The organism is Pseudomonas sp. 313 (assembly GCF_000316965.1).
Lineage (GTDB): Bacteria > Pseudomonadota > Gammaproteobacteria > Pseudomonadales > Pseudomonadaceae > Chryseomonas > Chryseomonas benzopyrenica.
The window spans coordinates 1-13,064 of record NZ_ANBZ01000082.1; the positions used below are offsets into that span (position 1 = coordinate 1).

The following is a 13,064-nucleotide window of genomic DNA, read 5'->3' on the forward strand; positions in this document are numbered from 1 at the left end:
GCCGCCCGAGGGCGGCTTTTTTATGGGGCGTCAACTCAGGCGTTCAGCGCCGCTTCGTAGCGACGGGACACTTCCGGCCAGTTGATGACGTTGAAGAAGGCGCCGATGTAGTCGGGACGACGGTTCTGGTAGCGCAGGTAGTAGGCGTGCTCCCAGACGTCCAGGCCGAGGATCGGGGTATTGCCGGTCATCAGCGGGCTGTCCTGGTTGCCGGTGCTCTCGACCACCAGCTTCTTCTCGGGGGTGACGCTCAGCCAGGCCCAGCCGCTGCCGAAGCGGGTCAGGGCCGCCTTGGTGAAGGCTTCCTTGAAGGCATCGAAGCCACCCAGCTGGGACTCGATGGCTTCGGCCAGGGCGCCTTCGGGCTTGCCGCCGGCGTTGGGGGCCATCACGGTCCAGAACAGGCTGTGGTTGGCATGGCCGCCACCGTTGTTCTGCACGGCGCCGCGCTTGTCCTGGGGCAGCTTGTCCAGTTGACGAACCACGTCTTCGGCCGACAGGTTGGCGAACTCGGTGCCTTCCAGCGCCGCGTTCAGGTTGTTGATGTAGGTCTGGTGATGCTTGGTATGGTGGATTTCCATGGTCTGGGCATCGACGTGCGGTTCCAGCGCGTCGTAGGCGTAGGGCAGCTGAGGCAGAGTATGCGGCATGCGGATTGTCTCCATGGTGGCTTTGGTATGGACCCAGCGCCCGAGGGCGCCGGGGAGTACGGCAGATGCGCGAGGGCGCATCCTGTGAAGCCTGGGCCGTCCGGTCAACGGATTCGACCGCACGGCTATGTCCTAGTGCATTGCTAGGATACTAACGAGTAACGGGGTGGGCTGTCTCCCGTTCGACGGGATTTTCCTCATCGCGACAACTCCAACCGCAGTTCTAGCTGCCCGCCAGGGTCATGCCGTCGATCAGCACCGAGCCGGTGCGTAGACTGCCGCGGCGTTCCACGTCGCTGCCCACGGCCAGGATCTGGCGGAACATGTCGCCGAGGCGACCGGCGATGGTGACCTCCTGGACCGGAAACTGGATCTCGCCATTCTCGATCCAGAAGCCACCGGCACCTCGGGAGTAGTCGCCGGTGACCAGGTTGGTGCCCTGCCCCATCATTTCCGTGACCAGAAAGCCCGTGCCCATCTGCCGGATCAGCTCGGCCTGGTCGGCCGTGCCATGACTGACGTGGAGATTGTGCACGCCACCGGCGTTGGCGGTGCTCTGCATGCCCAGCTTGCGCGCGGAATAGCTGCCGAGCACATAGGACACCAGCTGGCCGTTCTCGACGAAGGGCTTGGCGTAGGTGGCCAGGCCTTCGCCATCGAAGGCGGCACTGCCCAGGGCGCGCGGCAGGTGCGGCCGCTCGTCAAGGGTCAGCCAGTCGGGAAACACCTGCTGACCCAGGGCGCCTTCGAGGAAGGACGACTTGCGATAGAGGTTGCCACCAGAAATGGCGGCGAGAAAGGTGCCGAACAGGCCGGCGGCCATTTCCGGGGAAAACAGCACCGGGACCTTGGCGGTGGGCACCGGCCTGGCACCCAGGCGACTCACGGCACGCTCGGCGGCGCGGCGACCGATCTCCTCGGCGCTCATCAGCTCGCTGCCGATGCGGTTGACGTCGTAGTAGTAGTCGCGCTGCATGGCCTCGCCGCTGCCGGCGATCATCACGCAGCTCAGGCTGTGCCGGGTGCTGGCGTAGCCGCCGACGAAACCGTGGCTGTTGCCGTAGACCCGGCAGCTCTGGTGGGTATTGAGGGTGGTACCGTCGGCATTGCCGATGCGGCTGTCGGCGGCATAGGCGGCCGCTTCACAGGCCAGGGCCTGCTCAATGGCCTGCTCTGGAGTAATGTCCCAGGGATGATAGAGGTCGAGATCGGGCAGCTCGCCGCGTGCCATCAATTCGGCATCCGCCAGGCCCGCGCAGGGATCCTCCGAGGTGTGCTTGGCGATGGCCAGGGCCGCGGCCACGGTTTCGCGGATCGCCTCGGGGCCGGTGGCGGAGGTACTGGCCGAGCCCTTGCGCTGACCGGCATAGAGGGTGATGCCGAAGCCCTGGTCACGATTGAATTCGACCGTTTCCACCTCGCCCTTGCGGACCGAGGTGGACAGGCCCTGGTCGACCGAGACGGCCACTTCACCGGCACTGGCGCCCTGGCGCCGGGCCTCGGCCAGGATGGCCTCGACCTGTTCGCGCAATTCGGGGAGCGCGGCGGGACCCACGGCGGCGTTGCGATTCATGACGTTCTCCTTACAGACGGCGCCGGCCAGGCCGGACAACCGTGCGGCAACTCGTTATGATGGCGCCCATTCTTAGCTGGACCCCATAGTTCATGGTTGATTCTTACGACGACGACGCGCCGCTGGGCGAAAAGAGCAAGACGCAGGTCAAGCGCGAGCTGCACGCGCTGCAGGAGCTGGGCGAGCGCCTGGCCGGGCTGCCGGCCGAGCAGCTGGACCGCCTGCCGCTGACCGATCCGCTGCGCAAGGCCCTGGCCGAGGCGCCCAAGCACAAGACCCACATTGCGCGCAAACGGCATGTCCAGTACCTGGGCAAGCTGATGCGCGACCAGGACCTGGAAGCGATCCTGGCGCTGGCCGACCAGATGGACACTTCGACGCGGCAGTACAACGAGCGCTTCCACGCCCTGGAGCGCTGGCGTGACCGCTTGATCGCCGAGGGCGACCAGGCGCTGGAGGCCTTCGTGGCGCTGTATCCGGAAACCGATCGCCAGCATCTGCGCGGCCTGGTGCGCCATGCCCAGCACGAGGCGGCACACAACAAGCCGCCCGCGGCGGCGCGCAAGGTCTTCAAGTACATCCGCACCCTCGACGAAACCCAGCGCGGTCTGCGCTAGGTTTCTGTCCGCTACGGCTACGGCCGGTGCCCGCATCAGGCGCCGGTGCCGCCCACGGTGATGGCGTCGATCTTCAGCGTCGGCTGACCCACGCCCACCGGCAGTGACTGGCCGTCCTTGCCACAGGTCCCTACCCCCGCATCCAGCGCCAGGTCGTTGCCGACCATGGATACCCGGTTCATGACCTCGGGTCCGTTGCCGATCAGGGTGGCGCCCTTCACCGGACGACCGAGCTTGCCGTTCTCGATCAGGTAGGCCTCGTTGGTGGTGAAGACGAACTTGCCACTGGTAATGTCCACCTGACCGCCACCCAGGCTGGCGCAATAGATGCCCTTCTCCACCGAGGCGATGATCTCGGCCGGATCGCTCTGGCCGGCGAGCATGTAGGTGTTGGTCATGCGCGGCATGGGCAGGTGGGCATAGGACTCGCGGCGACCATTGCCGGTGGGCGCCACGCCCATCAGCCGGGCGTTGAGCTTGTCCTGCATGTAGCCCTTGAGGATGCCGTTCTCGATCAGCACGTTGTAGCCGCTGGGCGTGCCCTCGTCGTCGATGGACAGGGAGCCACGGCGATCCGGCAGGGTGCCGTCGTCGACGATGGTGCACAGCGACGAGGCTACCTGGCGCCCGAGCTGGCCGCTGTAGTTGGAGCTGCCCTTGCGGTTGAAATCGCCTTCCAGGCCATGGCCGACCGCTTCATGCAGCAGCACGCCGGACCAGCCGGCGCCCAGCACCACCGGCAGGGTACCGGCCGGGGCCGCCGTGGCCTCCAGATTGACCAGCGCCTGGCGGACCGCTTCGCGGGCATAGCCCAGGGCGCGGTCGTCACGCTGGAAGTAACGATAGTCGCAGCGACCACCACCACCGCTGTTGCCGCGCTCGCGGCGGCCGTTCTGCTCGACGATGACGCTGACGCCCAGGCGCACCAACGGGCGCACATCGGCAGCGAGGGTGCCGTCGACCGCGGCCACCAGAGTGCGCTCCCAGACCCCGGCCAGGCTGATGGTGACCTGCTGGATGCGCGGATCCAGGGCACGGGTGGCCTCGTCCAGCTGCTTCAGGAAGGTGACCTTGGTGGCGCGATCCAGCACATCGAGGGGATTGTCCTGGCCATAGAGGCGCTGTGCGGGTTCTACCGCACGAAATGCCTGGACCTGGCCCTCGACGCCGCTGCGGGAGATGGAACGCGCGGCTTGGGCGGCCAGATCCAAGGCCTCGCCGGTAATGGCGTTGCTGTAGGCGAAGCCGGTCTTCTCGCCGGACAGCGCCCGCACCCCGACGCCCTGGTCGAGGTGGAAGCCGCCTTCCTTGACGATGCCGTCTTCCAGCAGCCAGGACTCGGAGACGATGCTCTGGAAATACAGGTCGGCGGCGTCGATGCCGGGCCCGGCCAGACGCTGCAGCACGGGTTGCAGATCGTCCACCGCGAGTCCGCCGGGGCCCAGCAGGGCCGAGCCGACGCTATTCAGGTAATCACTCATGGAAACTCCAGACGACGCCAACAGGGGCGCCGGAACGATGAAGGGGTCGCGAGCTGGCCTCTAGCCTACTCGCGGACGTCTCGGGTCCCTGATGCAAAAGACCAATGGCCGTCATTGCCGTTCGGCCAGGCGCGCCGGTGCGAAGCGGCGGTGCTGGGTAACGGGCATCCGCCGCCGCAACTCGGCCTGGCGCTCGGCATCGCGTTCGATGAGCAACACCGCCTCGCCGCTGGCCTGGACGGCCAGGATCTCGCCCCAGGGGTCCACTGCCATGGCGTGGCCCCAGGTCGTGCGGCCATTGGCATGGACGCCGCCCTGGGCAGCACCCAGCAGATAGCTCTGGGTCTCCACCGCCCGGGCACGCAGCAGCAGCTCCCAATGGGCCTGGCCGGTGGGCACGGTAAAGGCCGAAGGCGCGCTGATCAGCTCCGCCCCGGCGGCACGCAGGGCGCCGTAGAGTTCGGGAAAGCGCAGGTCGTAGCAGACGCTCAGGCCCAGGCGACCGACCGGGGTGTCCACCACCGTGAGGGCTTCGCCGGCGGCATAGTGATCGGATTCGCGATAGCTGCCCTGGCTGTCGCTGACGTCGGCATCGAAGAGGTGCAACTTGTCGTAGCGGGCGATGCGCTGCCCTCGGTCGTCATACAGCAGCGAGCAGGCACAGGGCTTGCCCTCAGTGGCACCGTCGGGCAACAGCGGCAGGGTGCCGGCGAGCAGCCAGAGGCCTCGTTCACGCGCCTGGCTGGACAGCCAGGGCAGGATCTCGCCCTCGCCGAGCGCCTCCGCTCGGGCCAGTTCGGCGGGAGCCGAATGGCCGATGGCGACGAAGTTTTCCGGCAGCACCGCCAGTTGCGCACCGGCGTTGGCGGCGCGTTCGAGCAGTCGCTCGGCAGCGCGCAGATTGGCCGCCACCGCGGGGCCGCTGACCATCTGCAGGATGGCTATGGACATGCAGGCACTCCAGAAGGGAGCGTCCATCCTAAGCAGCGGGGCGACCGCAGGGCAATGCTCAATCGCGCTTGCCCGTGGTCATGGTCGGATTCTGCCAGGGGCCTTCGATGTGATAGTTGATGCTGGCCATGCGCGTGATGCGATCGCCGATCAGTCGATCGACGATGAACAGCGCGCCACCGATGGCGGGTGCCCCGGCGATCAGGGCGGCCAGCGGCAGGGAGTTGCTGACCGGCAGCCCGACCTTGAGGTTGGCGTCGACCCGGTTGCTGGCCATGTCCAGCAGGCCCTGCAGACTCATCTCGGCACCCGGCCCGCTGAGGCTGATGGGCTTGCGGGTGCGGAAGGCGCCCTGCTGGGCGTCGAGCACGCCGGTGATGCTGTCGTAGCTTAGGCCCTTGCCGAACAGATCGGAGAAGTCCAGGCGCAGGCGGCGGCGGATGGACTCGAAGTTGAGCAGGCCGAAGATGCGTAGCGCCGAAGCCGTGCCTTCCACCTGGCGCAGCTGGCCATCGTTGAAGCGGGCATCGAGACTGCCATTGAGTCGGGCCAGGGCGACATGGGCCGGCGAGCCAGGCCAGTCGACCCGGGCATCCAGGCGGAAATCACGACTGGTGACGCTGGAGGCGAAATTCCAGCCCAGCAGGATGTCGGCGATGTTGCCGCCAGACAGACGTCCCTGGTAGTAGCTGTGGGTCGCACCCGCTGCGCCTTCCCAACGCAGGGCGCCCATGACCTTGAGGCCCCGCAGGTCGAGATCCAGGGCATTGAAATTGGCGCCTGACGGCGAAGGCCTGAGCTGCAGGCGCTGGGCGCCGACCAGGCGACCACCCAGTTCCAGACGATCGATGGCCAGATTCAGCGCTGGCAGGGCGCGCGGATCGACGTCGGCCAAGGGATCGGGACGTGGCGCCTCGCTTGCCACCGAGGGATCCGCCGGCGTCTGGGGAATGCGCAGGTGTTGCAGATTGATGTCGATCGGCTGCCCGGTCTGGCGGGGAATGCGCACCTGGCCCGCGATGGTCTGGCTGGCCAGGCCGAGTTGCCAGGCAGTACCCAGGGGTTCGTAGGTGAGGCGCAGGTTGTCGATCTGCTGACCGAAGGCCAGGAAGCGCCCGAAGCTGAGATCACCCCGCCCGAGGCTGGAGATGTCCAGGGTATTGCCACCGCCCTGCCCTGCGCTACCACCGCCACCGGCACTGGCCTTGCCATAGCGCTGGTAGACGTCCTGCCAGGCGGCCAGATCGAATTCCGCCAGTTGCCCGCGCAGGTTGTAGCCGGGGGCAGTGGGCAAATTGGCGGTGCCGCCCCCCAGCACGATCTCGCCGCGGCCCTTGGCGATGGCCTTGGGATCGAGCATCAGCACGGCATCGGCGAGGCCCTTGTAGGTCGCCTCCACCCGGCGCTCGCCATCGTTGAGCGCCAGGCTGAAGAAGCCTTCGCGCGTCTCCTCGGCGCTCTTGCCGAAGGGTGCCGGCAGATCGATGGTTACCCCGCGCAGATCCGAGGTGACGGCCAGTTCGCTGTGCTCGGCAAGGGTCAGGCCGAGGCGATAACCGAGCAGGCCACGCGCCGGAAGGGGTCGCCCTTCGCTACCCAGCCAACGCGCCAGCTGGTCGACGTCGACGCGGCCGTCCACCACCAGCCGGGTGCGGGGATCGTCGGGCTTGCCCTCGGCCAGGGCCTGCCCGCGGATGGGCTGGTCGAAGACCCGCGCCTGGATGTCGGGGGCGCTGAGGCCGCTGCGGGTGTCGTAGCGAAAGCTGCCGCGCAGGTCGGTGAGGGTCAGTTGGGGATCGGCCAGTTCCAGGCGCGCCTTGTCCGGCGTCAGCTCGACCACCACCACCGGTGGCTGCCCCTTGGCCAGGGGGATGTCCAGATTCAGGCTGCTGTTGTTCAGCGCACCCTCGCCCTTCCAGCCGGCAAAGACCTTGGCGGTCGGCAGCGGCGTATCCTGGAGGATCTTCAGGCCATCGCGCACGCTGCTGTCGAGTCGGGCGGAGAGACGCAGATGCGGCGTGCTGCCATCGTGCAGCAGCGGGATGCGCGCCTCAACGTCTCTGACCCGGGTGTCGAGAATGCGTCCCTCGGGGACCTGGACCTTGACCCCGTCGCTTTCGATGAAGACATCGCCACGCGCCTCGCGCAGAGCGGGCCAGCCGGGCTGATAGGCCAGCTGGGCGTCGTGCACGCGGAAGAACAGACTCATGGTGCGCGAGTGCGCGGGCGAGCCGTGGCGCAGGGAGCCCTGGTACTGGTAGATGGCCTCGTCGATGCGGCCGCCGACGATGGCGGTGGTCAGCCACTGGGCCAGCTCCGGGCTGAAATCCGTGGCCGGCAGCTTGGTCGGCAGGTACTTGCGGGTGTAGCTGGCGTCGCCATCCTTGAGGCCGACGCGCAGGTCCATGTAGCTGTCCACCTCCGGATGCAGGCCAAGCTGGATGTGCATGTCGCCACTGGCCGCGCCCTCCGGCCCGGTGACCTGCATCAAGGCACTGCCCAGGGTGAAACGCTGGTCGTCGAGACTCCAGGTCAGCCGCGCCTTGGCGGTGCGATAGCGCCAGGGCTCAGGGAAGAGATCGCTCAGGTGCAGCATGAAGTCGGAGCTGTCCAGGCGCAATTCGCCACCGCCCAGGCTGCCGCTCAGGCTGCCGGTGACGCCCTCGGCGGCCGGGGCGCCACGATAGGCGGCAAAGCCCACCCGCTCCAGGTTGGCCGCATAGGAGAGCCGCTCGCGCAGTGGTTTCTGCGGATAGAAGTCGGCGTTGAGATTGCGCAGCTGGCCATGGGGCGCCAGCGCCTGGAGCGCCTGGACCACCGGCGCCGGCAAGGGTGCCAGGTCCCGGGCCAGCCGGGCAGCCTGCTTGAGATCCAACTGGTCGCCACGGACCTGCAGGTGCTGGGCGGTGCTGTCATAGCCCAGACCATAGCGCGCCTCCAGCGGTTTGCCGTCGAGCTGGGTCTTGAGCGCCAGAGCCCCGTTGTACCGGTTGGCGTCGCCGGCCTGCTGGTCGGCGTCCAGGGTCAGGGCCTGCAGTCGCACCGGGGTATGGTCGGCATAGGCGAGGGTCAGTTCATCCGCCTTCAGGCGCAGGTGGGAACGTTGCAACCGCCCTTCGGCCCAGGCGAACCAGAGCTCGCCTTCCGCCTGGGCACGGCGCAATTGCCATTGTCGGGTCAGGGTGCCCGGGACCCAGCGGGACCAGTCGCTGGCGGGCAAACTGACATAGCCTTCCAGCCCACTGGCGCGCCAGTCCTCGGGACGTGGCATGGCGCTGAAGTGCGCCGCGACCGTGCCGCCATCGGGCAGGCGGAAACGCGTTGCCAATTCCAGGGCGCCGCTGAGCTGCCGGGACAGGCTAGCCTCGGCATACCTCAGGGTCACCGGGGAACCCTGCTGGGGGATCAGACTGAGCTGACTGTCCAGCAGACTGGCATGGCCCAGCCGCGCCAGGCCATCGAGCACGGGACCCGGATCGAAGGGCTTGGCATCCGGCGCGCGCGGCGGCAGGCCGCGCAGTTGCCAGTGCCCCTGGGCATCCTCCTCCAGCACCAGATGGACCCCGTCGATCTGCACGGACTTGAGCCGCAGCTGGCGATGCCAGAGGCTGCCAAGGACATCCGGCACCACCTTGAGATGATCCAGCTGCACCGTACCTTCGCCGCGTCCGAGACTCAGGTCGCGCAGGATCAGCACCGGATTCCAGCGGGCCCAGCGCCCCTCGAGTCGCCCCAGGCGCACCGGTTCGCCCAGGGCAGCGGCGGCGCGCGTCTCGACTTCGTTGCGGTATTCGCCGACCCAGGGCATGAGCAGCCGCCCCAGGCCCATATAGAGGGTCACCAGGGCGAGCAGCAGCAGCGCCAGACCCAGCGCGCCGCGCTTGAACAGGGCCATCAAGGCGCGGACCTAGAGCAGCACGACATCGTACTGCTCCTGGGAATACATGGTCTCCACCTGGAATTTGACGGTACGGCCGATGAAGGCTTCGAGATCGGCGACGTTGCCCGACTCCTCGTCCAGCAGCCGATCCACCACCTTCTGGTTGGCCAGCACCAGATAGGAATTGGCCTGGTAGGCCCGCGCCTCGCGCAGGATTTCACGAAAGATCTCGTAGCAGATGGTCTCGGCGGTACGCAGAATGCCGCGCCCCTGGCAGTTGGCGCAGGGCTCGCAGAGCACCTGGGAAAGGCTCTCGCGGGTGCGCTTGCGGGTCATCTGCAGGAGACCCAGCTCGGTGATGCCGATGATGTTGGTCTTGGCATGGTCGCGTTCGAGCTGCTTTTCCAGGGTGCGGATCACCTGGCGCTGGTGCTCTTCGTCTTCCATGTCGATGAAATCGATGATGATGATGCCACCGAGATTACGCAGCCGCAGTTGGCGAGCGATGGCGGTGGCCGCCTCCAGATTGGTCTTGAAGATGGTCTCTTCCAGATTGCGATGACCGACGAAGGCGCCGGTATTGACGTCGATGGTGGTCATCGCCTCGGTGGGATCGATCACCAGATAGCCACCGGACTTGAGCAGTACCTTGCGCTCCAGGGCCTTCTGGATCTCGTCTTCCACGCCATAGAGGTCGAAGATCGGCCGTTCGCCCGGATAGTGCTCCAGCCGCGTCGCCACCTCGGGCATCAGCTCCTCGACGAACTGGCCGATGCGCTGGAAATTCTCGCGGCTGTCGACGCGGATCTTTTCCGTGCGCGGCCCGACCAGATCGCGCAGGGCGCGCAGGGCCAGGGTCAGGTCTTCGTAGATGGGCACCGGCGTCGGCCCCTGGAGGTTGCCGGAGATCTGCTGCCAGAGCCGCCGCAGATAGCGGATATCGGCCAGGATGTCTTCTTCGCGCGCCGCCTCGGCGGCGGTGCGCAGGATGAAGCCGCCTTCGTGCTCGATGCCCTCGCTCTCCACGCAGCGCGCCATGATCGCCTTGAGCCGCTCGCGCTCGGCTTCGTCCTCGATCTTCAGCGAGATACCAACGTGGGAGGTGCGTGGCATATAGACGAGGTAGCGCGAGGGGATGGACAGATGGGTGGTGAGGCGCGCGCCCTTGGTACCGATGGGATCCTTGGTGACCTGGACCACCAGGGTCTGGCCCTCGCGCACCAGGGCATTGATGCTCTCTACCGCCGCGCCTTCGCGCTGGGAGATCTCGGCGGCATGGATGAAGGCCGCGCGGGCCAGGCCGATGTCGACGAAGGCCGCTTGCATGCCCGGCAGCACCCGCACCACCCGGCCGCGATAGATGTTGCCGACGATGCCGCGTCTCAGGGTGCGCTCGACGTGCACCTCCTGCAGCACACCGTTTTCCACGACGGCGACACGGGACTCCATGGGAGTGATGTTGATGAGGATCTCTTCGCTCATGGAGGACTCTTGGACGACGTGGAAGGGCAGAAAGGGGACCAAGGCGCCAGGCGCCTCAGGACTAGATGGTCGGCCGTCCGACAGACCGCCAACAAGGGATGGCGAAAGCGCTCAGCAGTTCCGCGGTTTCGCACAGCGGCAGCCCTACGACGGCGCTGTAGCTACCCTGCAGGCCACGCACGAAGACCGCGCCGGCGCCCTGGATGGCGTAGCTGCCAGCCTTGTCGGCCGGCTCGCCGGTGTCCCAGTAGCGTTCGGCCTCCCCGGGCGCCAGGGGGCGGAATTCCACCTCGGCGGATACGACGCGACTCAGGCAGCGCTCGCCATCGGCGACGGCGACGCCGGTCACCACCCGGTGTCGGCGCCCGCTGAGGGCGGCGAGCATGGCCAGGGCGTCGGCGCGATCCCGGGGCTTGCCGAGCAGCTGGTCATCGAGCACCACGCAGGTGTCGGCGCCCAGCACGCAGCCGGCGGAGGCACCGGCCAGCACCTGCCAGCCCATCGCCGCCTTGGCCCGCGCCAGGCGCTCGACATAGGCGTCCGCCGCCTCGCCGGGATGGGGGGTTTCGTCCACCGCCGCAGCGACCTTCTGAAAGGCGACGCCGATCTGTTCGAGCAGTTCGGCGCGACGAGGCGAAGCGGAGGCAAGGTAGAGCTGGGGCATCGACGACGACCAGACGACAGGAAGATGACGGGAGCATGCCAGTCCGGGACCCGCGAAACCAGTTCAGTTGACGCCGAATCTGAGGCGCAGCCCGCGGAGCAATAGATAGATCCATGGCCAGAGCAGCGCGCTGACCAGCGAGGGAGTGAGAAACACCAGGGTCGGAGGTCGGCTGCCGGCCAGGGCGTTGAGCCACAGTGCCAGCAGCTGGGCGATGCCGTAGATCACCAGCAGCACGAAGCTCTGTTGCCAGATGGGAAAGGCGCGCAATCGCTGCGCCAGGGAGCGGACGAGGAACACCACCAGACTCAGCACCAGGGCGGTCTGGCCCAGCAGGTTGCCATAGAGCACGTCTTCGGCGATGCCCATCACCCAGGCGGTGAACAGACCGACGCGATGCGGCAGGGTCAGGGTCCAGAAGGTCAGCAGCATGGCCAGCCACAGCGGGCGGCCGATCTCCATGAATTCCGGCATGGGCGCGACGGACAGCAGCAAGCCGACCAGCAGGGTGAGCCAGATTACCCACCCCTTGTGGCCGATGCGCAGCGCCATCAACGATCACCCTCGTCCGGCAGTTCCGGTGCGGGTTGCTGAGTGCGGCTTGGCGCCTGACTGCTGGCCGTCGGCTGCCCAGGGGTACCAGTCGCCCCGTGGACGGGTGGCTTGGTGGCCGGATGAGCGGTGCTGCCGTTGGCGTTCGCCGGAGGCTTGGTCGGCGTGGCGGGATGAGTAGCGCTACTGCCCTGGGCCGCTGCCGGCGGCTTGGTGGGGGTCGCGGTGCGACTGCCCGTGGTGGCCGCGGGCGCCGGCGTGGCGCTGGCTGCCGCCGGTTGCGCGGCAGAGGCCCCGGCCGGGGGCGGATTCGCCGGGGCGGCCGGACGCTGGGCCGCGTGGCGATCCGCGGCTTCCTGCGCCTCGGCAGCGTCATTGGCGCGCTGCTCGGGAGTTCGGGTATCGCTGAACACCAGCAGCATGTAGCGACTGCGATTGAGCTTGGCGGTGGGAATGGCGCGCACCACGGCGAAGGGTTGCCCCGAATCGTGGATCACCTTGGATACCGTGGCCACCGGATAGCCGGCCGGGAAGCGCTGCCCCAGGCCGGAGCTCACCAGCAGATCGCCTTCCTTGATGTCGGCGGTGTCGGCCACATAGCGCAGTTCCAGGCGCTCGGGGTTGCCGGTGCCGACGGCAATGGCGCGCAGGCCGTTGCGATTGACCTGCACCGGAATGCTGTGGGTCACGTCGGTGAGCAGCAGGACGCGCGCCGAATAGGGCATCACTTCCACCACCTGGCCCATCAGGCCGCTGGCGTCGAGCACCGGCTGGCCGACGAAGACGCCGTCCTTCGCGCCCTTGTCGATGATGATGCGATGGGTATAGGGATTGGGGTCGACACCGATCAGTTCACCGACCAGCACCTTGTCATCCACCAGGGCGGCCGAATTGAGCAGTTCGCGCAAGCGCACGTTCTGTTCGGTGAGGGCGGCGAGTTTCTGCAGGCGGCGTTGCAGCAGCAGCTGTTCGGCCTTGAGACGCTCGTTTTCCGCCATAAGCTCGGTGCGGCTGGAAAACTGATCGCTGACGCCTTCCCAGGCGCGCAGGGGAAAGCCCGCCACCTCATAGAGGGGCGAGAGGACCAGCGCCAGTTCGCTGCGTACCGGTTTCAGGTAGTCGAAGCGCGCGTCGGTGACCATGACACCCACCGAAAGGGCGGCCAGGATCAGCAGACGAATGCCCAGCGCCGGGCTTTTGCTGAAAATCGGCTT

Annotated in this window: 10 protein-coding genes; 1 reads left to right on the forward strand and 9 read right to left on the reverse strand. The window is 67.4% G+C overall.

Features of this window, described 5'->3' with window-relative positions; all coding sequences use genetic code 11:
* Positions 1–35: 35 nt before the first annotated feature.
* The gene (locus C722_RS0120850; RefSeq protein ID WP_017642374.1) at positions 36–650 is read right to left on the reverse strand and encodes a superoxide dismutase; all 615 of its coding nucleotides are present in this window, start codon (positions 648–650) and stop codon (positions 36–38) included.
* 223 nt (positions 651–873) lie between these two features.
* Positions 874–2,223: a metalloprotease PmbA gene (gene pmbA / locus C722_RS0120855; RefSeq protein ID WP_017642375.1), complete on the reverse strand. Its 1,350-nt coding sequence runs from the start codon at positions 2,221–2,223 to the stop codon at positions 874–876.
* A gap of 92 nt (positions 2,224–2,315) precedes the next feature.
* Between pmbA and yjgA the strand changes: the two genes are divergently transcribed.
* On the forward strand, positions 2,316–2,840 hold the full coding sequence (yjgA, locus tag C722_RS0120860; protein ID WP_017642376.1) for a ribosome biogenesis factor YjgA: 525 nt from the start codon (positions 2,316–2,318) through the stop codon (positions 2,838–2,840).
* 35 nt (positions 2,841–2,875) lie between these two features.
* On the opposite strand, the gene tldD is transcribed toward yjgA, so the two are convergent.
* The 7 genes from tldD to mreC form a co-directional block, all read right to left on the reverse strand.
* Complete coding sequence (gene tldD, locus C722_RS0120865; RefSeq protein WP_017642377.1) at positions 2,876–4,321, reverse strand: metalloprotease TldD; 1,446 nt, start codon at positions 4,319–4,321, stop codon at positions 2,876–2,878.
* Between the two features lie 111 nt (positions 4,322–4,432).
* On the reverse strand, positions 4,433–5,272 hold the full coding sequence (locus C722_RS0120870) for a carbon-nitrogen hydrolase family protein (RefSeq protein WP_017642378.1): 840 nt from the start codon (positions 5,270–5,272) through the stop codon (positions 4,433–4,435).
* A 58-nt stretch (positions 5,273–5,330) separates the two neighbouring features.
* On the reverse strand, positions 5,331–9,167 hold the full coding sequence (locus tag C722_RS0120875) for a YhdP family protein (protein WP_037064444.1): 3,837 nt from the start codon (positions 9,165–9,167) through the stop codon (positions 5,331–5,333).
* 12 nt (positions 9,168–9,179) lie between these two features.
* Positions 9,180–10,634, reverse strand: a complete 1,455-nt coding sequence (gene rng / locus C722_RS0120880) for a ribonuclease G (RefSeq protein ID WP_017642380.1) — start codon at positions 10,632–10,634, stop codon at positions 9,180–9,182.
* A 61-nt stretch (positions 10,635–10,695) separates the two neighbouring features.
* Positions 10,696–11,298, reverse strand: coding sequence for a nucleoside triphosphate pyrophosphatase (locus tag C722_RS0120885; protein WP_017642381.1), 603 nt, complete (start codon positions 11,296–11,298; stop codon positions 10,696–10,698).
* A gap of 63 nt (positions 11,299–11,361) precedes the next feature.
* A complete protein-coding gene (gene mreD / locus C722_RS0120890; RefSeq protein ID WP_017642382.1) occupies positions 11,362–11,850 on the reverse strand; it encodes a rod shape-determining protein MreD in 489 nt (162 codons plus the stop codon).
* Entirely contained in the window at positions 11,850–13,058 is a 1,209-nt protein-coding gene (gene mreC / locus C722_RS0120895; protein WP_085984317.1) for a rod shape-determining protein MreC, read from the reverse strand. Before mreC ends, mreD begins: the two co-directional genes overlap by 1 nt.
* Positions 13,059–13,064: the final 6 nt, after the last annotated feature.